The sequence below is a fragment of the Variovorax sp. Varisp41 genome, from assembly GCF_047325085.1.
Taxonomy (GTDB): domain Bacteria; phylum Pseudomonadota; class Gammaproteobacteria; order Burkholderiales; family Burkholderiaceae_C; genus Variovorax.
The window spans coordinates 4,360,677-4,380,698 of sequence record NZ_CP168540.1; the positions used below are offsets into that span (position 1 = coordinate 4,360,677).

General features: G+C 70.9%; 20 protein-coding genes. 8 read left to right on the forward strand and 12 right to left on the reverse strand.

Features of this window, described 5'->3' with window-relative positions:
* Positions 1-6: 6 nt before the first annotated feature.
* From ACEN9J_RS20100 to ACEN9J_RS20115, 4 genes are all read right to left on the reverse strand, one after another.
* Positions 7-408: a RidA family protein gene (locus ACEN9J_RS20100; protein ID WP_208511139.1), complete on the reverse strand. Its 402-nt coding sequence runs from the start codon at positions 406-408 to the stop codon at positions 7-9.
* An 84-nt stretch (positions 409-492) separates the two neighbouring features.
* The gene (locus tag ACEN9J_RS20105; RefSeq protein WP_413761871.1) at positions 493-1,080 is read right to left on the reverse strand and encodes a uracil-DNA glycosylase family protein; all 588 of its coding nucleotides are present in this window, start codon (positions 1,078-1,080) and stop codon (positions 493-495) included.
* A 5-nt stretch (positions 1,081-1,085) separates the two neighbouring features.
* Positions 1,086-1,925 carry an isocitrate lyase/PEP mutase family protein gene (locus ACEN9J_RS20110; protein WP_413761872.1) on the reverse strand — a complete coding sequence of 280 codons (840 nt, stop codon included), beginning with the start codon at positions 1,923-1,925 and terminating at the stop codon, positions 1,086-1,088.
* A 60-nt stretch (positions 1,926-1,985) separates the two neighbouring features.
* Complete coding sequence (locus tag ACEN9J_RS20115) at positions 1,986-2,903, reverse strand: LysR substrate-binding domain-containing protein (protein WP_413761873.1); 918 nt, start codon at positions 2,901-2,903, stop codon at positions 1,986-1,988.
* A gap of 105 nt (positions 2,904-3,008) precedes the next feature.
* Between ACEN9J_RS20115 and ACEN9J_RS20120 the strand changes: the two genes are divergently transcribed.
* The 3 genes from ACEN9J_RS20120 to ACEN9J_RS20130 are packed head-to-tail and all read left to right on the forward strand — an operon-like array spanning position 3,009 to position 4,743.
* A complete protein-coding gene (locus ACEN9J_RS20120) occupies positions 3,009-4,004 on the forward strand; it encodes a fumarylacetoacetate hydrolase family protein (RefSeq protein ID WP_413761874.1) in 996 nt (331 codons plus the stop codon).
* Entirely contained in the window at positions 3,998-4,147 is a 150-nt protein-coding gene (locus ACEN9J_RS20125) for a fumarylacetoacetate hydrolase family protein (RefSeq protein WP_413761875.1), read from the forward strand. The genes ACEN9J_RS20120 and ACEN9J_RS20125 overlap by 7 nt, the downstream gene beginning before the upstream one ends.
* Positions 4,144-4,743, forward strand: a complete 600-nt coding sequence (locus ACEN9J_RS20130; RefSeq protein WP_413761876.1) for a VOC family protein — start codon at positions 4,144-4,146, stop codon at positions 4,741-4,743. The genes ACEN9J_RS20125 and ACEN9J_RS20130 overlap by 4 nt, the downstream gene beginning before the upstream one ends.
* A 17-nt stretch (positions 4,744-4,760) precedes the next feature.
* On the opposite strand, the gene ACEN9J_RS20135 is transcribed toward ACEN9J_RS20130, so the two are convergent.
* Genes ACEN9J_RS20135 through ACEN9J_RS20145 form a run of 3 tightly spaced genes read right to left on the reverse strand, consistent with a single transcriptional unit; the run spans position 4,761 to position 8,672 of the window.
* Positions 4,761-6,140, reverse strand: a complete 1,380-nt coding sequence (locus ACEN9J_RS20135; protein WP_413764582.1) for an L-serine ammonia-lyase — start codon at positions 6,138-6,140, stop codon at positions 4,761-4,763.
* A gap of 4 nt (positions 6,141-6,144) precedes the next feature.
* Positions 6,145-7,314 (reverse strand): M20 aminoacylase family protein, encoded by a 1,170-nt coding sequence (locus ACEN9J_RS20140; protein ID WP_413761877.1) that lies wholly within the window; start codon positions 7,312-7,314, stop codon positions 6,145-6,147.
* A 20-nt stretch (positions 7,315-7,334) separates the two neighbouring features.
* Positions 7,335-8,672, reverse strand: coding sequence for a DUF3100 domain-containing protein (locus ACEN9J_RS20145; protein WP_413761878.1), 1,338 nt, complete (start codon positions 8,670-8,672; stop codon positions 7,335-7,337).
* 139 nt (positions 8,673-8,811) lie between these two features.
* On the opposite strand from ACEN9J_RS20145, the gene ACEN9J_RS20150 reads away from it, so the two are divergent.
* Together ACEN9J_RS20150 and ACEN9J_RS20155 are read left to right on the forward strand one after the other, a co-directional pair.
* Positions 8,812-9,774, forward strand: a complete 963-nt coding sequence (locus ACEN9J_RS20150; RefSeq protein ID WP_413761879.1) for a LysR family transcriptional regulator — start codon at positions 8,812-8,814, stop codon at positions 9,772-9,774.
* A gap of 55 nt (positions 9,775-9,829) precedes the next feature.
* Positions 9,830-10,285: a CopD family protein gene (locus ACEN9J_RS20155; RefSeq protein WP_057592357.1), complete on the forward strand. Its 456-nt coding sequence runs from the start codon at positions 9,830-9,832 to the stop codon at positions 10,283-10,285.
* On the opposite strand, the gene ACEN9J_RS20160 is transcribed toward ACEN9J_RS20155, so the two are convergent.
* From ACEN9J_RS20160 to ACEN9J_RS20170, 3 genes are all read right to left on the reverse strand, one after another.
* Entirely contained in the window at positions 10,282-10,722 is a 441-nt protein-coding gene (locus tag ACEN9J_RS20160; RefSeq protein WP_413761880.1) for a VOC family protein, read from the reverse strand. The two genes, ACEN9J_RS20155 and ACEN9J_RS20160, sit on opposite strands and share 4 nt — an antisense overlap.
* Positions 10,723-10,735: 13 nt before the next feature.
* Positions 10,736-11,968 (reverse strand): CaiB/BaiF CoA transferase family protein, encoded by a 1,233-nt coding sequence (locus ACEN9J_RS20165; protein ID WP_296732765.1) that lies wholly within the window; start codon positions 11,966-11,968, stop codon positions 10,736-10,738.
* Between the two features lie 151 nt (positions 11,969-12,119).
* Positions 12,120-13,319, reverse strand: a complete 1,200-nt coding sequence (locus ACEN9J_RS20170; protein WP_296732768.1) for an acyl-CoA dehydrogenase — start codon at positions 13,317-13,319, stop codon at positions 12,120-12,122.
* Positions 13,320-13,495: 176 nt separating this feature from the next.
* On the opposite strand from ACEN9J_RS20170, the gene ACEN9J_RS20175 reads away from it, so the two are divergent.
* The 3 genes from ACEN9J_RS20175 to ACEN9J_RS20185 all read left to right on the forward strand — a co-directional run bounded on the left by ACEN9J_RS20175 (position 13,496) and on the right by ACEN9J_RS20185 (position 17,383).
* Positions 13,496-14,398, forward strand: a complete 903-nt coding sequence (locus ACEN9J_RS20175) for a LysR substrate-binding domain-containing protein (RefSeq protein ID WP_413761881.1) — start codon at positions 13,496-13,498, stop codon at positions 14,396-14,398.
* A gap of 118 nt (positions 14,399-14,516) precedes the next feature.
* Complete coding sequence (locus ACEN9J_RS20180; protein WP_413761882.1) at positions 14,517-15,227, forward strand: 2OG-Fe(II) oxygenase; 711 nt, start codon at positions 14,517-14,519, stop codon at positions 15,225-15,227.
* Between the two features lie 188 nt (positions 15,228-15,415).
* On the forward strand, positions 15,416-17,383 hold the full coding sequence (locus tag ACEN9J_RS20185) for an adenylate/guanylate cyclase domain-containing protein (protein ID WP_057592349.1): 1,968 nt from the start codon (positions 15,416-15,418) through the stop codon (positions 17,381-17,383).
* 126 nt (positions 17,384-17,509) lie between these two features.
* Here ACEN9J_RS20185 and ACEN9J_RS20190 read toward each other — a convergent pair whose 3' ends face one another.
* Positions 17,510-17,965 carry a YbaY family lipoprotein gene (locus tag ACEN9J_RS20190; RefSeq protein WP_413761883.1) on the reverse strand — a complete coding sequence of 152 codons (456 nt, stop codon included), beginning with the start codon at positions 17,963-17,965 and terminating at the stop codon, positions 17,510-17,512.
* Between the two features lie 7 nt (positions 17,966-17,972).
* Entirely contained in the window at positions 17,973-19,967 is a 1,995-nt protein-coding gene (locus ACEN9J_RS20195; RefSeq protein ID WP_413761884.1) for an acetoacetate--CoA ligase, read from the reverse strand.
* Positions 19,968-20,022 lie beyond the last annotated feature (55 nt).

A 20,022-nucleotide genomic window follows, 5' to 3' on the forward strand; every position in this document is an offset into this window, starting at 1 on the left:
GCGGCCTCAGCCGCGCGCCGCGATGCAGTCGATCTCGATGTCGAAGGGCCCGAACCAGGCCGGCACGCAGACGAAGATGCGCGCGGGCGGCGACTCGGGAAAGTAGCGCGCATAGACCGCGTTGACCGCGGCGAACTTCTCCGCCGAGGTGCAGTACACGTTGCACTTGAGCGCATTCGCGAGCGACGAGCCCGCCGTCTCCAGGCACAGCTTCAGCTGTTCGAGCACCAGCTCGGCCTGCCGCTCGACCGAGGCGCCGACCGCCACCTGCCCGGTCTCGGGATCGAAGGGCGGCAGGCCCGAGACATAGACGGTGTCGCCATGGCGCGTGACGATGGAGGCCGGTGCCTTCCAGCGATCGAGCCAGGTGGAGAGGGGTTCGACACGGATGACTTCGCGCGCGGGCATGGGGGGTCCTTCTGTTGCGGTGGATGACGATGACCGCGATGGTGCGGCTTCGTCCCCCGCACGCTTCGTCCCGCGACGAAGCGTTCAGCCGCCCGTGCCCATGCCCAGTGCCAGCCGCACGCGCTCGCGCAGCACCGGCAGCACCTCGCTCTCGAACCACGGATGGCGCTGCTGCCAGCCGGTGTTGCGCGGCGAGGGATGCGGCAGCGGGATGACGCGCGGCGCGAATTCCGCGAAGGCGCGCACGGTCTCGGTGACGCCGTCGCGCGCCCGGCTGCCCAGGTGGCGGCGCTGCGCGTACTGGCCGATCAGCAGCGTGAGCTCGACGCGCGGCATCTGCGCCAGCAGCCGCTCGTGCCACAGCGGCGCGCACTCCTTGCGCGGCGGCAGGTCGCCGCTGGTGCCGCGGCCCGGGTAGCAGAAGCCCATGGGCACGAGCGCGATGCGCGAGGCGTCGTAGAACAGTTCGCGCTCCACGCCGAGCCAGCGCCGCAGCTGGTCGCCACTGCGGTCGTCCCAGGGCACGCCCGTGCGGTGCACCGTCATGCTCGGCGCCTGGCCGACGATCAAGAGCCGCGCATCCGCGCCGGCCTGCACCACCGGGCGCGGGCCCAGCGGCAGATGGGCCTCGCAGACGCGGCAGGCGCGGATCTCGGCGAGCAGCGGCTCCACGCGCTTCAGCGGCCGAAAGGCTTGAAGAAGGCGTTGAGCTCGGCCCCGGGCGCGGCGTCGGCGAAGCCGTCGAAGCGCCCCTCGTCGGCCAGCGTGCGCGCGGCGCGGATGAAGCCGCCCCAGGCCGCGCGCGCCATCGCGCCGCCCACGCTGACGCGGCGCACGCCGAGCGCCTCGATGTCCTTCATCGTGAGTTCGCTGATCGCGCCGACCAGCAGGTTCACCGGCTTGGGCGCGACCGCCGCGACCACGGCCGCGATCTGCTCGCGCGTCTTGATGCCGGGCGCATAGAGGCAGTCGGCGCCGGCCTCGGCATAGGCCCTGAGGCGCGCGATCGCGTCGTCGAGGTCGGGCCGGCCGGCGAAGAAGTTCTCGGCGCGGCCGACCAGCAGCGTGTCGCCGCCCGCCGCATCGATGGCACCGCGCGCGGCGCGCATGCGCTCGACCGCGACCTCGATGGGGAACAGCGGTGCATCGGCGTTGCCGGTCGAGTCCTCGATCGACAGGCCGGCCACGCCGGTCTCGACCGCGAGCCGCACGCTCTGGGCCACGGCCTGCGGATCGGCGCCGAAGCCGTTCTCGAAGTCGGCATTGACCGGCAGCGCGGTGGCCGCCACCAGTTCGCGCAGGTGCGCGAGCACCGCGTCGCGCGCGATGGCGCCGTCGGCCTGGCCGTGCGACCAGGCGAAGCCCGAGCTGGTGGTGGCGAGTGCCTTGTAGCCCAGGCCTTCGAGGTAGCGCGCGCTGCCGGTGTCCCAGGGGTTGGGGATGACGAAGCAGCCCTGGGCATGCAGCGCGCGGAAGGCCGCGCGTTTCTCGGCGACGGTGGGGTTCGTGGGGGTCATGGAGTCTCTTCCTTCTTTCGATGAAATTCGATGCCGGGGCGGCGAAGGGCGCGAAGCCGTTCAGGATAAGCCAGCGCCCGGCTGCGGAGCGCCGGGCGGATGGGCCAGCAGGTGGTCGATGAAGGCGCGCACCGCCGGCAGCATGCCGCGGCGCGAGGCGAAGGCCGCCTGGATCTCGCTCGCGGTGCAGGCCCAGTCGGGAAACAGGCGCACCAGGCGGCCCTCGCGCAACTCGTCGCGGCACAGGATCTCGGGCAGCAGCGCCACGCCCAGGCCCTGCAGCGCCACGTGCCGGAGCGCGAACATGTCGTCGGTGACCAGGCGCGGCACGAAGCCCAGCTCGTGCACCTGCTTTCCCTGCTCCAGCCGCCACAGGTGGCGCTCGCCGGTGTCGGGCAGCGAGAGCATCGGCCAGGCGGCCAGGTCGTCGAGGCTCGCGGGCGTGCCCAGGCGCTCGAGCAGCGCCGGGCTCGCGAGCAGCACGTCGACCGTGCGGCCCAGCGGCCGCGCGACCAGGCTCGAGTCCTCGAACGGCGGGCGCCGCACGCGCAGCACCACGTCGACGTTCTCCTGCAGCGGATCGACGCGCCGGTGGCTCACTTCCAGCGAGAGCCGCACCTCGGGAAAGGCGCGCATGAAATCAGGGATCAGCGGCGTGAGCCAGAACTGCGCGAGCGTGAAGGGCGCGCTCACGCGCAGCGGCCCCTGCGGCCGCGCGACGGCCTGGCGCACCACGTCGAAGGCCTCCTCGCCCGCGGCCACTGTGGCCTGGCAGCGCTCGTAGAACTGCTCGCCGACATGGGTCAGCAGCAGCCGGCGCGAGCTGCGCTGCAACAGCCGCACGCCCAGCCGTTCCTCGAGCTGCGCGACGCGGCGGCTCAGGCGCGACTTGGGAATGCCCAGGTGCCGGCTCGCGGCGCTGAAGCCCTGCTGCTGCACCACGTGCGCGAACAGCGCGAGGTCGTTGAAATCGTCCATGTCTCCTGTTCCGCTGGCAGAACGATCCGTTCTTTTTTGGCGGATTGTTGTCGCTTCGTTCCATCAGCATCATCGATCGCCTCGTATCGGTCAATGTCCACGCCCATGAAAATCGCCAGCTTCCATCACCGCGGTGCCCTTCGCTTCGGCGTGGTCCGAAACGACGAAGTGCTCGACGCCAGCGCCCTGCCCGGCGCGCCGGCCGGCGTGCGCGAGCTGCTGGCGCGCGGTGACGAGGGCCTGGCCTGGCTGCGCGCGGCCATCGAGACGGCGCCGCGCCTGCCGCTGGCCGATGTGAAGCTCGCGGCGCCGGTGCCCGCGCCGCGCAAGTTCCTCGGCCTCGGCGGCAACTACGCCTCGCACCTCGAGGAGGCCGCGAAGCTGGGCCTCGTGCGGCCGCCGGGACAGGTGTGGTTCAACAAGCAGGTGTCGTGCGTGGCCGGCCCCTTCGACGAGGTGCACCGGCCGCGCGTGTCGGCGCAGTTCGACTACGAGGGCGAGCTCGGCGTGGTCATCGGCCGGCGCTGCCGCCATGTGCGCGCCGAGGAAGCGATGGCCATGGTCGCGGGCTACGTCGTGATCAACGACATGAGCGTGCGCGACTGGCAGCTGCGCGCGCCCACGCACACCCTGGGCAAGTCCTTCGACACCCACGGCCCCTTCGGCCCCTGGCTGGTGACGCGCGACGAGATTGCCGACCCGCATGCGCTGCGGCTGCGCACCTGGGTCAACGGCGAGCTGCGCCAGGACGGCAACACCGCCCAGATGATCCATCGCATCGAGGCCATGCTGGTCGAGCTGAGCACCGCCTTCACGCAAGGGCCTGTTAACGCTATGCAAGGGGTCGCGAAGCTCACCAGAGCCCGCCCATCAAGGCGCGCGACGCCGCGTGTGCGTCCGCACACGCAAGGAGCGCAACGCCGAGGGGCGGGCTCTGGTGAGCTTCCCTCCGGGCTGCTTCGCCAAGGGGCCGTCTGCGGCGTTGCCCGCGCTTGCAAGGCGGACGCCTTGCTGCGCACGGGCGCCTTGCATCCAGCCCCTTGGCGAAGCAGCGCGACCCCTTGCATAGCGTTAACAGGCCCTGGCCCGGCGACGTGCTGAGCACCGGCAGCCCCGCCGGCGTCGGCGGCCTGATGGACCCGCCGCGCTACCTGGTGCCGGGCGACGTGGTGCGCGTGGAGATCGAGGGCATCGGCCACATCGAGAACCGCGTGGTGGAAGAACCCCTGGAGACCGCCCGATGAACGAACCCAAGCGCGCCCTGCCCGACCTCGCCTCCTCCGAATTGCGACCCGTGAAGCTCGCCCACGTGGTGCTGCGCGTGGCCGAGCTCGCGCGTTCGCGCGCCTGGTACCTCGCGGTGCTGCAGGCGCGCGTGGCCTTCGAGAACGAGATGCTGTGCTTCCTGAGCTACGACGACGAGCACCACCGCATCGGCCTGATCGCGCGCCCCGACCTGGGCCGCGAGGCCGATGCGAACACCGGGCTCGAGCACATCGCCTTCACCTACGGCTCGCTGGCCGCGCTGCTCGCCAACCACCGGCGACTGGCCGCGCTCGGCATCGTGCCCTACTGGTGCATCAACCACGGGCCGACGATCTCGATGTACTACCGCGACCCCGACGGCCATCGGCTCGAGCTGCAGCACGACGTGTTCGAGACCGCCGCCGAGGTCGATGCCTTCTTCGCGGGCGGTGCCTATGCCGAGAACTTCATGGGCGTGGTGTTCGACCCCGCGGACCTGGCCGCGCGCTTCGAGGCCGGCGAGCCGCTGGCCTCGCTGACCGCGCGGCCCGGCCTGCCAGTAGGCAAGGGGCCGTGGGACATGTTCGTGCCCTGACAAGGTGTGGGGCGGGCTCAGCACTCGACCACGTTGACCGCGAGCCCGCCGAGCGAGGTCTCCTTGTAGGTCGACTTCATGTCCTCGCCGGTCTGCTTCATGGTGCGGATCACGGCGTCGAGCGAAACGTAGTGGCTGCCGTCGCCGCGCAGCGCCATGCGCGCCGCGTTGATGGCCTTCACCGCGCCCATGGCATTGCGTTCCACGCAGGGGATCTGCACCATGCCGCCGACCGGGTCGCAGGTCAGGCCGAGGTTGTGCTCCATGCCGATCTCGGCCGCGTTCTCGACCTGCGCCGGCGTGCCGCCGAGCACCGCGGCCAGCGCACCGGCCGCCATCGAGCAGGCCACGCCGACCTCGCCCTGGCAGCCGACCTCGGCGCCCGAGATCGAGGCGTTGGTCTTGTAGAGCATGCCGATCGCCGCGGCCGTGAGCAGGAAGTCGACGATGCCCGCGTCGCTCGCATTCGGCACGAAGCGCTGGTAGTAGTGCATCACGGCCGGCACCACGCCGGCCGCGCCGTTGGTGGGCGCGGTCACCACGCGGCCGCCGGCCGCGTTCTCCTCGTTCACGGCCATCGCGAAGGCATTGACCCAGTCCATGGCCGCGAGCGGATCGGCCGCGCCGGCCTGCGCCAGCAGCTCGCGATGCAGCTCGCCCGCGCGCCGGCGCATGCGCAGCGGGCCGGGCAGCGCTTGGGCGGCCAGCGGGTTGTCGATGCCGAAGCCGCGCTGCACGCACTGCTGCATCACGCCCCAGATGCGCAGCAGGCCCGCGCGCACCTCGGCCTCGGGGCGCCAGGCGCATTCGTTGCGCAGCACCAGCGCGGCCACCGAGAGGCCGTTCTCCCGGCATTGCGCCATCAGTTCGTCGCCCGTCGAGAACGGATGCGGCACCGCCACCGCCGCGGTCTGGGCCACGGCCTGGCCGCCCTCGACGACGAAGCCGCCGCCGACCGAGAAATAGCTGCCCTCGGCGAGCACCGCATCGTCGGTGGCGAAGGCGGTGAAGCGCATCGCGTTGGGATGCTCGGGCAGCGACTCCTCGCCGCGAAACACGATGTCGCGCACGCGGTCGAAGGCGATCGGCGTGGTGCCGAGCAGCATCAGCGTGCCGGTGCGGCGCAGCGCCTCGAGCCGCGGCTGCACGGTCTCGGGTCGCACCGTGTCGGGCGCGTCGCCGAACAGGCCGAGGATCACGCCCTGGTCGGTCGCATGGCCGTGGCCGGTGGCGCCGAGCGAGCCGAACAGGTCGACGCGCAATCGCGCGACGCGCGCGAGCAGGCCCCGCTGCTCGAGCGAGCGCGCGAACAGCAGCGCCGCGCGCATCGGGCCCACGGTGTGCGAGCTCGAGGGCCCGATGCCGATCTTGAAGATGTCGAAGGCGGACAGCATCAGCGCATCATGCGGCCGGAAGCTGCTGCTTGACCAGTGCCACCCAGTAGGCCGCGCCCAGCGGCAGGATGTTGTCGTTGAAGTCGTAGTAGGGGTTGTGGACGTTCGGATCGTTCGGGCCCTCGCCCGCGCCGATGCCGATGTAGGCGCCCGGGCGCTTCTGCAGCATGAAGGCGAAGTCCTCCGAGCCCATGGCCGGCGGGATGTCGGTCAGCACCTGTTCGCGCTCGACCAGGCTGGCGGCCGCGGCGATCGCGGCATCGGTCTCGGCCGGCGTGTTGACCACACCCGGATAGCCGCGGCGGTAGTCGAGCGCCACCTTCGCGCCGTGGGTGGTGGCCACGCCCTCGCAGATCTGCTGCATCGCGGCCTGGGTCTTGTCCTGGATCGCGGCGTCGAGCGTGCGCACGGTGCCGCGCAGCACCACGGTCTCGGGGATCACGTTCCAGGTGTCGCCGCCATGGATCTGCGTGACGCTGACCACGGCCGAGTCGGTGGCGCCGGTGCGGCGGCTCACGATGGTCTGCAGCGCATTGATGAGCTGCGCCGAGACCACCACCGAGTCGATGCCGGTCTCGGGCATGGCGCCATGGCTGCCCTTGCCGGTGACCACGATCTCGAAGGTGTCGAGGTAGGCCGTCATGGTGCCCTTGCGGATCGCGAAGCGGCCGCGCGGCAGGCTCGGGAAGTTGTGCATGCCGTAGACGGCATCGGCGGGGAACTGGTCGAACAGGCCTTCCTCGACCATCACGCGGCCGCCGCCCTCGTTCTCCTCGGCCGGCTGGAACACGAAATGCACCGTGCCCTTGAAGGGCTTGTGGCGCGACAGGTGCTCGGCCGCGCCGAGCAGCATCGCGGTGTGGCCGTCGTGGCCGCAGGCGTGCATCTTGCCCACGCACTTCGAGGCATGGGCCTGCGTGCCCAACTCCTGCATGTTGAGCGCGTCGAGGTCGGCGCGCAGCGCGATGCTCGGGCCGTCGCCGTTCGAAAGCGTGCCGACCACGCCGGTGCCGGCCAGGCCGCGGTGCACCGGCAGGCCCATCAGCATCAGCGCGTTGGCGACCACGTTGGCGGTGCGGTGCTCCTCGAACGCGGTCTCGGGATTGGCGTGGATGTCGCGGCGCCAGGCCTGCATGCGCGCGCGGGTGTCTTCGGCGATTTCGGGGTCGCGGTACATGGTGGGGTTCTCTCGTGGGGTCAGTGGAAGAATTCGGCGATCAGGGTAGCGCCGAGGAAGGTACCGGCCGTGGCGGTCAGCGACACCACCACGATGCGCCAGCCGAGCTGGCGGAACACCGGCAGGTCCTTCGCCACCGAGAAGCCGGCCAGCGCGAGCACCGGCGTGGTGAAGGCCAGGAAGTTGAGCTTGGCGGTGAGCGCGATCAGCGCGTCGGAGAACGGCAGCAGGCCCGGGATGCCCACCACCGTGGCCACCACCGACAGCACCAGCACCATCGGCAGACGCGGCACCAGCCGCTTGAGGCCCTCGACCGCCAGCGCGATCGCCACCACGGCCAGCATGCCCTCGAGCGAGACCAGGAGCGGCACCTTGTAGGTCAGCGAGTTGCCGATCAGCACGCCGCCGCCCACCACGGCCCAGGCGATCAGCGTGTCGCGCAGCGGCAGCGCGCCGCCATGCGCCACGCTGACCTGCGACATGGCGGCGGTGCCCGCATCGGTCGCGCCGCGCTTCGAGAAGCGGCCCAGCACCGGCTCGAGCTTGCCGTAAAGCCACGAGCACAGCGGCAGCGAGAGGAACAGCGTGAAGTAGAAGCCCGCGACGGTGGTCAGCAGGTTCGAGGCGGCGGCGATGGCCGTGAGCTGCGGCAGCATCTCGGCCGGCTGCTGCGCGGCGATGGCGCCCAGCGCGGCCGCCATCAGGCTGCCCGAGCCCACGCCGGCGCCCATGGCCAGCGAGCGCGGATCGAAGACGTGCAGGCTGGCGATGAAGCCCGCCAGCACCGCGATGAACAGCGCGCCCAGCACGGTGCCGGTGATGTATTCGGCCAGTACGCCGCGGCCCTCGGGCGAGGCCATGCCGTACTTCTCGCCGATGATCACGAGGTTGCCTTCGCGCCCCACCGAGAAGGTGGCGCCCACGGCCTCGCGCTTGATGCCCAGCAGCAGCGCCAGCGGCAGGCCCAGCGCCAGGGTGCCGAGCGCGTGGCCGAACTCCTGGAACAGCAGCGCCCAGCCGGCCTGCTTGACCTGCGGCAGCGCGGCGCCGACCGTGAGGCCCAGCTTCACCACGAACAGCAGCAGGCCGGCGTTGAGCAGGCCGCCCGCGAAGGACTGCTCGGCGGTGGCGACGCGCGCCACGCCCGGTACGCGGCGGTACGCGATGCCCCAGACCGCGGCGATCAGCAGCGCCCACAGCATCGGCAGCAGCGCCACCTTGCCCGGGCCGACGCTGAACTGCACCGGGCCGACCAGCTCGGCCGCGGCCACGATGGCCAGCGTGACGACCGCGAGCTTGAGTTTTCCGGAAGCGCCGGAGGGCGCGGCCGTGACGGGAACGGAGGCGGCGGAGGTCATGGGTGGGGCGTCGGTCTGGAGCCGTGGGTGAAGCCTTTGCTGGCGGATGGCGGCGAGTTTCTCCATGTAGGCCTATTGCATCAATGACCGCAAATCGGGATATTCGATGCATTGAATGCAACACTCAGGAGACCGGGCGATGGACGACAGGCTCGACACGCGCCGCGTGCGCTACTTCATGCAGGTGCTCGACAGCGGCTCGGTGCGCGGCGCGGCCGACGTGCTCGACATGGACCCCTCGGCCGTCAGCCGCGCGATCGGCATCCTCGAGCAGGAGTGCGGCGTGCCGCTGCTCGAGCGCCATGGCCGCGGCGTGGTGCCCACCGACGCGGGCGAGATGCTGGCCGGCTACGTGCGCCGCCAGAACAGCCAGAAGCAGCACCTGATGGCGCAGATGGACAGCATCCGCAAGATCGAGCGCGGCCACATCGACATCGTGGTCGGCGAGGGCTACGTGGACTGGCTGATGCGCCACAGCCTGCGCGAGTTCATGACCACGCATCCGGGGATCACCATCGACCTCGACGTGGCCAGCACCGACGAGATCGTGCGCCGCGTGGTCGAGGAGCGCGCCCACATCGGCATGCTGTTCCAGCCGCCGCGGGACGAGCGGCTGACCTCGCACCAGTCGCATCCGCAGCCGATCCAGGCGCTGGTGCTGCGCTCGCATCCGCTCGCGCAACTGGGCCGGCCGCTCAAGCTCGCCGACCTGCTGCCCTACCCGGGCGCCACGCTGCACCGCAACTTCGGCGTGCGCCAGCACATCGAGGCGGCCGAGATCAGCGAGGGCGTGCGGCTGCCTTCGGTGCTGACCACCACCTCGTTCAGCGCGCTCGGCCATTTCGTCTCGGCCGGGCTCGGCTACACGCTGGGCACGCGGATCTCGCTGACGCCGAATGCCGACCATCCCGAGCTGATCGAGCTGCCGATGAAGAACCCGCTGCTGTCGCAGGGCCGCTCGCACATCGTGTCGCGCCACGGGCGCCTGCTGTCGCCGGCCGCGGCCGAGCTGCTGCGCTGCGTGGTGCGCGACATGAAGCGCTACGCGGACGCCGGGCCGGCCAAGGTTCGCAAGCCGGCGCCACGCGCGCGCGCGGGCTGAGGGGCGCGCGGGGAGATCGTTGCGCGCGGCGGGCTTCGGTGGTCTGATCGCCGCCATGTCCTACCTGCTCCCGCTCTTCGTCCACCTGCTGTGCGCCGCCTTCTGGGTCGGCGGCATGGCCCTCATGCACTTCGCGGTGCGCCCGGCCGCCGTCGCCACGCTCGAGCCGCCGCTGCGCCTGCGCATGATGGCCGCGACCCTGCGGCGCTTCTTCGTCGGGGTCGATGCCTCGGTCACGCTGCTGTTCGTGACGGGCGTGGCGATGATCCTGGCCACGGGCGGCTTCCGCGGCGTGCACTGGCGCGTCGAGGCGATGATGGGCATCGCGATCGTGATGGCCGCGATCTACGTCTACATCCGCGCCTCGGTGTTCCGCGCGATGCGGCGCGCGGTCGACGACGGCGCCTGGCCGGTGGCCGCGGGCCGGCTCGACCTGGTGCGCAAGCTCGTGAGCCTGAACCTGGTGCTGGGCGTGGCGGTGTTCGCGGTGGCCGTGCTCGGGCGCGGCTAGGCGGCCGGCCCTTTGAGCTCGACGCCGTTGCCGTCGGGATCGCGCAGGTAGATCGAGGGCCCCGTGCCCTCGGCCCCGTAGTTGTTCTGCACCTCGCCATCGACCTCGACGCCATGGCGCGCCATGCGCTCGCGGATCGCGGCCTCGTCGAAGGGCTCGATGCGCAGGCACAGGTGGTCGAGGTTGCGGCCCTCGCGGCCGGCCAGCGCACCACCCGCGCGGCCCAGCTTGCCGTCGTGCGTGACGAGGTCGATCAGGCTCGCGCCCGCGCGCAGGTGCACCAGGCCGAGGTCGTCGCGCCGCTTGTCGACCGTGCAGCCGAGCACGCCGACATAGAAGGCGATGGAACGCTCGGCATCGCGCACGCGCAGCACCAGGTGATCGATGCGCCGCAGCGCGAACGGCGCGGCATCGGAAGGATCGTGCGGGCGGGTCATGCCCGCCAGTGTGTCAGACCACGCCCGCGGCGCGCAACGCCTCGAAACGCGCCGCGTCGATGCCCAGCTCGCCGAGCACCTCACGCGTGTGCTGGCCCAGCGCGGGCGGCGCACGGCGCAGCACCGGCGGCGTGGCCGACAGGCGCAGCGGGCTCGCCACGCCGGTGATGGCCGTGATGCCGTCGCCCGCGTCGCGCGGCAGCGTGACCGCGAGGCCGCGCGCCTTGACCTGCGCATCGTCGAAGGCCTGCGCGATGTCGTTGATCGGGCCGCAGGGCACGGCCTTGTCCTCGAGCAGCGCGACCCAGTCGGCCGTGGTGCGCGTGCGCGTGAGTTCTTCCATCATCGGGATCAGCACGCCGCGGTGCTTCACGCGCAGCGTGTTGGTCGCGAAGCGCGCGTCGCTGGCCCAGCCGGGCTGGCCCGCGGCCTCGCAGAAGCGCGCGAACTGGCCGTTGTTGCCGATCGCCAGCAGCATCGCGCCATCCAGCGTCGGGAAGTCCTGATAGGGCGCGAGGCTCGGATGGGTGTTGCCCTGGCGCGCCGGCGCCTTGCCGGTGTTGAGGAAGGCGCTGGCCTGGTTGGCGAGGATCGCCATGCCCACGTCGAGCAGCGCCATGTCGATGTGCTGGCCTTCGCCGGTGCGGTGCCGCACCTGCAGCGCGGCGAGGATCGCGGTGCTCGCGTAGACGCCGGTGAAGATGTCGGTGAGCGCGACGCCCACGCGCAGCGGGCCGCCGCCGGGCTCGCCGTCGGGGCGGCCGGTGATGCTCATCATGCCGGTCATGGCCTGGATCATCAGGTCGTAGCCCGCGCGCTCGGCATAGGGGCCGTCGTTGCCGAAGCCGGTGACGCTGCAGTAGATGAGCCGCGGGTTGGCACGGCGCAGCGTCTCCTGGTCGAGGCCGTACTGCTTCAGGCCGCCGGTCTTGAAGTTCTCCACCACCACGTCGGCCTGCGCCGCCATCTGCCTGAGCAGCGCCTGGCCGTCGGGCGTGGCCATGTCGATGGTGACCGAGCGCTTGTTGCGGTTGCAGGCGGTGAAGTAGCTGGCCTGGTCGCTGTCGTTGCCGTTCGCGTCCTTCACGAAGGGCGGGCCCCAGGTGCGGGTGTCGTCGCCGACGCCGGGACGCTCGATCTTGACGACATCGGCGCCCAGGTCCGCGAGGATCTGCGTGCACCACGGGCCCGCGAGCACGCGGGACAGATCGAGAACCTTGATGCCGTCGAGGGCTGCTTGGGTCATGGCGATGCGGATGGAATTCGGGCTGCCCGGACGCGAAGAACGCGAAGGTTCCGCGAAGGGCGCAAAAGATTCATTTCAAGGAAGATGGACTTCCTTTCGCGTCCTTCGCGAATCCTTCGCGTCCTCTGCGTCCGGAAGTCCGTGTCTGGCTTCAATTCGCGAACGCGGCGATGCCCGTGATCGCGCGACCGAGGATCAGCGCATGGATGTCGTGCGTGCCTTCGTAGGTGTTCACGACCTCGAGGTTCACGAGGTGGCGCGCCACGCCGAATTCGTCGCTGATGCCGTTGCCGCCCATCATGTCGCGCGCCAGGCGGGCGATGTCGAGGGCCTTGCCGCAGTTGTTGCGCTTCATGATCGAGGTGATCTCGACCGCGGCCGTGCCTTCGTCCTTCATGCGGCCCAGGCGCAGGCTGCCCAGCAGGCCCAGCGAGATCTCGGTCTGCATGTCGGCCAGCTTCTTCTGGATCAGCTGGTTGGCGGCCAGCGGGCGGCCGAACTGCTTGCGGTCCAGCGTGTACTGGCGCGCGCGGTGCCAGCAGTCCTCGGCGGCGCCGAGCGCGCCCCACGAGATGCCGTAGCGGGCGCTGTTGAGGCAGGTGAACGGACCCTTGAGACCCTGCACCTCGGGGAAGGCGTTCTCCTCGGGGCAGAACACGTTGTCCATCACGATCTCGCCGGTGATGCTGGCGCGCAGGCCGACCTTGCCGTGGATCGCCGGGGCGCTCAGGCCCTTCATGCCCTTCTCGAGCACGAAGCCGCGGATCGGGCCGACGGCGCCGCTCTCGCTGACTTCCTTGGCCCAGACCACGAACACGTCGGCGATCGGCGAATTGCTGATCCACATCTTGCTGCCGGTGAGCGCGTAGCCGCCCGGCACCTTCTTGGCGCGCGTGGCCATGCTGCCGGGGTCGGAACCATGGTCGGGCTCGGTCAGGCCGAAGCAGCCGATCCATTCGCCGGTGGCGAGCTTGGGCAGGAACTTCTGCTTCTGGCCCTCGGAGCCGAATTCGAAGATCGGCACCATCACGAGCGAGCTCTGCACGCTGGCCATCGAGCGATAGCCCGAATCGACGCGCTCGACCTCGCGCGCGATCAGGCCATAGGCCACGTAGTTGAGGCCGGGGCCGCCGTACTGCTCGGGGATCGTCGGGCCCAGCAGGCCCAGCGAACCCATCTCGCGGAAGATCGCCGGGTCGGTCTCGCCGGTGCGGAAGCCCTCGAGCACGCGCGGTGCCAGGCGCTCCTGGCAGTAGGCATTGGCCGCGTCGCGGATCATGCGCTCGTCGTCGGTGAGCTGCTGGTCGAGCAGGAAGGGGTCGTCCCAGTGGAAGGAAGCTTTGGCGGCCATGCGGCTGTCTCCGGAAAAGGGGAAAAGAGGGGGATCGGCCGATCCTAGCGAGGCAGGGGGCGCGGCGCAAACGATGAATCCTCACCCAGATATGCGGATACAGAATGTCTGGGGCGTTGCCCGAACCGTGCTTTCATTGATGAAAGCCCTTTGCCAGTCATACACTCGCGGCATACATGCGCCGCAAGATCCCGCCCCTGCAGACCCTCGTGTGCTTCGACGCGGCCGCGCGCCACGAGAGCTACACGCGCGCCGCGCAGGAACTCGCGCTCACCCAGAGCGCGGTGTCGCGCCAGATCGGCACGCTCGAGGCCTTCCTCGGCGTGGCGCTGTTCCGCCGCACGCGCCACGGCGTGGCGCTGACCGCGAGCGGCGCGGCCTATGCGCGGCAGACCGCCAAGCGGCTCGAGGCGATGGAGCGCGACACGCTCGACGCGATGGCGCACCAGGGCGAGGGCGGCTCGCTGTCGCTGGCGGCCGTGCCCACCTTCGCCACGCGCTGGCTGATGCCGCGGCTCAAGGGCTTCGCGGCGCTGCAGCCCGACGTGGTGATGCACATCGAGACGCGCACCCGGCCCTTCCTGTTCGCCGACGCGGAGTTCGACGCCGCGCTCTACGCGGGCACGGTGGCGCAGGTGCAGAACTGGGCCGGCACGCACGCGCTGCCGCTGATGCAGGAGGACGTGGTGCCGGTCTGCAGCCCCGCGCTGCTGCCGCGCGGCAAGCCGGTCTCGCCCACGGCCATCGCGCACATGCCGCTGCTGCAGCAGAGCACGCGGCCCGACGGCTGGCGCCAGTGGTTCGATGCGCAGCAGGTCGACGCCCCCAATGCGCGCGGCGGCCCGCGCTACGAGCTGTTCTCGATCCTGGCGGCGGCCGCCTCGCAGGGCCTGGGCGTGGCGTTGATGCCGACCATGCTGGTGGCCGACGAACTCGCGCGCGGCGAGCTGGTGGTGGCCTGCCCGCGGCCGCTCGCGGGCGAGCGCGCCTACTACCTCGTGACGCCCGAGCGCGCCGACCAGCGGCCGCTCTTGAAGTTCTTCAGCGACTGGCTGCTCGCGCAGGCCCGCGAGGGTTGAAGGCTATGCCGCGCGACGAGCTTCCGGCCGGCCTTCGCGCACGCCGCTGTGAACGCGGCCTGAAAGCCGCGTCCGGAAACGGCGAGCCCGAAGCCTCCGCCCGGGCCACACTCGCCCCATGCCCTCCCCCGCTTCCGTGATCGATGCGCTCGACTGGCCCCGCATCGAAGCCGACCTCGCCGCGCGCGGCTGCGCCACCACCGGCCGCCTGCTCGGTCCGCGCCAGTGCGCGGCGCTGGCCGCGATGTACGACGAACCGCAACATTTCCGCAGCCGCGTCGTGATGCAGCGCCATGGCTTCGGCCAGGGCGAGTACCAGTACCTCGCCTATCCGCTGCCCGAACCGGTCGCGGCATGGCGCGTCGCGCTTTACGAACGGCTCGCGCCGCTGGCCAATGCCTGGGCCCAGGCGATGGGCCTGCCGGCCGACTATCCCGCCGCGCACGCGGACTATCTCACGCGCTGCCACGCGGCCGGGCAGCAGCGGCCGACACCCCTGCTGCTGCGCTACGGCGAGGACGACTACAACTGCCTGCACCAGGATCTGTACGGCGAACTGCAGTTCCCGCTGCAGCTCACGGTGCTCTTGAGCCGGCCCGGCGAGGACTTCACGGGCGGCGAGTTCGTGCTGACCGAGCAGCGCCCACGCATGCAGTCGCGCGCCGAGGTGGTGCCGCTGGCACAGGGCGAGGCCGTGATCTTCGCGGTCAACCAGCGGCCCGTGGCGGGCACGCGCGGCAGCTACCGCGTGACGATGCGCCATGGCGTGAGCCGCGTGCGCTCGGGCCGGCGCCAGACGCTGGGGCTGATCTTCCACGACGCCCAATAGGCGCGCGCCAAGGCCGAATCTCCGACTGTCCCGGCACAGCTTTCGCCCACTTCGAGGGAGTGGAGCGAGAATCCGCCCCGCATCCGGCACTCGCCAGCATTTCCGACGCACTGATCGGACAGCGAGACCGCCGGCTGCCGATCCGCGGCCCTTCGGCCCCGGATGCGCGTGGGCAGACAGGGAGCAGTATGAACAGATATCCGTCCGGCGTGCCGGACCCGGCCGCGCGGCCGTCTTCCGAAGCGGCCGCTTCTGTCACACGGCCATCGGATCTCGGTCCCGCCTCGAACCCGGCGCCCTCGCGGCGCCGTACCCGTCACTTCCGGGTCGACGTGGGCACCATCGTGAGCGTGGTCGCGCTCACGCAATCGCTGCTGCTGGTCGCGCTCGGCTATTGGGGCTCGCAGCGGCTGGTCTCGCGCATCGGGATATCGGCCCACAAGTCGAACCACGACCGCACCGAGGACAAGGTCAATGCCTTCCTCGCCAAAGCCGAGTCGGTGGTCGGCGCCATCGCGGGCACGCCGAGCCTGCGGCCCGCGGGCGACCGCAGCGAATGGACGGCCGAGATGCTGTGGACCATGCTGCAGCAGTCGCCCGAGCTCGACAGCCTCTATGTCGCCAACGACGAGGGCCGGATGCTGATGGCGCTGCGCTATCCCGCGCCCGCGGTCCGCTACATCGAGGCCGGGCAGCAGGGCACCACCGAGACCTGGCAGTACAAGCGGCCGCTGGCGGCCGAGGCCGACTTCCAGCAGCGCTACGAGACGATCCGCCTCGAGGCCTTCCAGAGCGGCTACGACCCGCGCACCCGCAGCTGGTTCATCGAGGCGCGCACGGCCAGGGGCCCGGTGTGGACCCAGCCCTACGTGTTCGCGGCCGCTCAGGAGCTGGGCGTGACCTACGCGTTGCCGAGCCAGCGCCGCTACGCCGACGGCAAGCCGCAGGCGCTGGTGGTGGCCGGCGACGTGTCGCTGGGCCGGCTCTCGGATTTCGTGCGGCAGTTCAGCAGCAGCGGCTTCGGCGGCAGCGCGCTGCTCACGCGCGACTATCGCGTGCTCGCGCGCAGCGACATGCCCGGCGTGCAGCACCGGCTCGAAGCCAGCACGGGCGTGCTCGACGAACTGCATCGCCACATGGTGGACGACGGCACGGCGGGCAGCCAGGTCGACACCGCGTTCTCTTTCAGCTACCAGGGGCAGCGCTTCCTGGCGCAGACCTCGCGCATCCAGGCCACCGGCTGGGAGCTGGTGAGCTGGGTGCCCGAGGACGTGCTGCTCGGCAGCCTGCGCCGCGCGGTGCTGTGGTCGATGCTGCTGGTGCTGGGCTTCCTCGCGGTGGCGCTCGCGATCTCGCTGCGGCTGTCGAAGCTGGTGACGGCGCCGGTCGAGAACCTGTCGCGCATCGCGCGCCGCATCGGCATGCTCGAGCTCGACAGCCTGCCGCGCGAGCCGAGCCGGGTGCTCGAGATCCAGCACCTGGACCAGGCGCTCGACGAGTCGGCGCGCAGCCTCAAGGCCTTCAGCAAGTTCGTGCCGGTGGACGTGATCAACCAGCTCATCGCGCAGGGCCATGCGCTTGCACCCAACGGCTCGCCGCGCCGCGTGACCGTGATGTTCACCGACGTGGAGGGCTTCACGAGCATCTCCGAGTCGATGCCGCCGGCCGTGCTGGTGGGCCAGCTCACCGACTACTTCAACCTCGCGGCGCGCGTGTTCGCGCGCCATGGCGGCGTGATCGACAAGTTCATCGGCGACGGGATCATGGTGCTGTGGGGCGCGCCCGCCGACCTGCCCGATGCCGAGTACAAGGCCTGCCTCGCGGCGCTCGAGCTGCAGGCCGAGATGCGCGCGCTCAACCGCCAGTGGCACAGCCAGGCACTGCCCGAGTTCCGCACCCGCGTGGGCATCCACACCGGCATGGTGATCGCGGGCGTGCTGGGCTCGAACGACCGGCTGTCGTACACGGCCTTCGGCGACGTGATCAACGTGGCGAGCCGCATCGAGGGCATCAACAAGCAGCTCGGCACGCAGCTGCTGGTGTCGGAAGTGACCCATGCCGGGCTCAAGGGCCGGCTCGCGACGCGCCGCGTGGAAGAGCAGGTGGAGCTGCGCGGCCGGCAGACGAAGATGGTGCTCTACGAGCTGCTCGCTTGACGAGGTGTGAATCAACCTGCTGCGCGCCCCGATCTCGCACCTGCGGTCCTCACCGTACAAGGTACGGCTCCGGTCCTCGGCGCGACCTCGGGGCGCTCGCTACGGTTTCTTCACACCTCGTGAGGCTCAGCGCGGCGGCGGCGCGGGCGTGACGCGCACCAGCACCAGGTCCGCGCGCGTGCCCTGGCCCTGCGTGAGCACGCTGTACTGCGTGTCGTTGATGAACAGCAGCTGTTCGCCGCGCACGATGCGCGCCGCCACGGCGTAGCGCATGCGCGGATCGATGCGGGCCGCGTCGACCTGCAGCGTGTAGGCGAACGGCGGCTGGCGACCGTCGGCGCGGATGCGCTGCTCGGCCAGCACGACCGAGGGCGCGTCCATGCGCGAGACGTCGAGCAGCTGCACGCGCACCTCGGCGGCGGGATCGAGCGCGATGCGCTCGCGGTAGCTCACGGTGCCGCTCACCACGAGCGGCGCGGCCGCGGGTGCGGGAGTGGAGGAGGTGGCGCAGGCGCTCAGCAGCGTGGCGCCGGCCACGCCGCCGGCGATCGCGAGAAGGAGGATGTTGCGTCTGGAAAGCATCGCGCCATCATACGGACGCGCGCTGCGCCGCGAAGGCCACGTACCAGTCGAGGCTGCCGGGGTTGGCCATCGCCTCGCGGTTCACCACCTTCTCGATCGGCTGGCCCAGCAGCAGCTTCTTGATCGGCAGCTCCTGCTTCTTGCCCGAGAGCGTGCGCGGGATCTCGGCCACCTGGAAGATGTCGTTGGGCACGAAGCGCGGCGACAGCGAGGTCTTGATCGCATGGTTGAGCCGCGCGCGCACCGCATCGTCGAGCGCGACGCCGGGGCGCAGCACCACGAACAGCGGCATGTAGCTCTCGCGGCCCAGGTACTCGAGGTCGACCACCATCGAGTCGAGCACCTCGGGCAGGCCCTCGACCGCGCTGTAGATCTCGCTGGTGCCCATGCGCAGGCCCTGGCGGTTGATGGTGGCGTCGCTGCGGCCGTAGATGATGCAGCCGCCGTCGCTGCCGATCCGGATCCAGTCGCCGTGGCGCCAGACGCCGGGGTAGGTGTCGAAGTAGCTCGAGACGTAGCGCGCATTGCCCTCGTCGCCCCAGAAGTAGAGCGGCATCGACGGGATGGGCTGGGTGCAGACCAGCTCGCCGACCTCGCCGATGACCGGCTGGCCCTGCTCGTTCCAGGCCTCGACCGCATGGCCGAGCTCGCGGCACTGCATCTGGCCCGGCACCTCGGGCAGCTCGCGGTGGCCGCCGACGAAGGCACCGCAGAAATCGGTGCCGCCCGAGATGTTGCACCACCACACGTCCTTCGAGCCCGCCTCGCGCAACTGCCGCGTGCCCCAGCGTTGCACCTCCTCGGGCAGCGGCGAGCCGGTGCTGCCGAGCGCGCGCACGCGCGAGAGATCGCCGCAGTCCTTCGCGACCAGCCCGGCCTTCATGCAGTTGCTGAAGTAGGCCGCGCCCGCGCCGAAGAAGGTGACCTGGTGCCGCGCGACGAAGCGCCACAGCACGCCCCAGTCGGGCTTCTCCTTGCTGCCGGCCGGGTTGCCGTCGTAGATGCAGATGGTGGCGCCGAAGGCTAGGCCCGAGAGCTGCGAGTTCCACATCACCCAGCCGGTGGAGCTGTACCAGTGGTAGCGCTCGCCGAAGTTGTTGGCGCCGTAGCTCGCGCCCACGTCGTTGTGCAGGCCGCAGGCATGCATGGTGAGGATGATGCCGCCCTGGCCGTGCACGATGGGCTTGGGCAGGCCGGTGGTGCCGCTCGAGTAGACGATCCAGATCGGATGGTCGAAGGGCAGCGATTCGGGTTCGAAGGCCGCGACTTCGGCGTCGTCGCGCGCGGTGGCCCGGGCCCAGTCGACGTCGTGCGCCACCTGGCCCGTGGCATGGGGCGAGGGCACGAGCAGCAGCCGGCGCACGCTCGGCAGCTGGCCGCGCAGTTCCTGCAGCACGGCGCTGCGGTCGAGCGGCTTGCCGCCGTAGTGCACGCCGTCGACCGCGATCAGCAGGGTGGGTTCGATCTGGCGGAAGCGGTCGGCCACGGCGGCCGTGCCCATGTCGGGCGCGCACACGCTCCAGATCGCGCCGATGCTCGAGCAGGCCAGGAAGGCCACCATGGTCTCGGGCACGTTGGGCATGTAGGCCGCGACGCGGTCGCCGCGCTTCACGCCGAGCGATTTCAGCGTGAGCGCGACCGACGCGACCTGGCGCCGCATCTCGGGCCACGACAGCTCGCGCACCTCGCCGCGCTCGTTGTCGCTGACGATCGCGGGCATGCCGGCCGCGTGGGCCGCGTCGACATGACGCAACACCTCGCGCGCATAGTTGACCTGGGCGCCGGGAAACCAGCGCGCGAGCGGCATGCGCGATTCGGCGAGCACGGCCGTGTGCGGCGTGGGCGATTCGATGCGGGCGTAGTCCCAGATGCTCTGCCAGAAGGCATCGAGCTCGGTGACGGACCAGCGCCACAGGGCGTCGTAGTGGTCGAAAGCGAGGCCGCGCGTGTCGCGCAGCCAGTCTTGGTAGAGGCGGATCTGGGGAATGTTGGGAGCGGGCATGGACCGAGCGTAGCGCCGTGACGGAGTGCGCTCAAGGGGGGTTGACCTCAGGGTT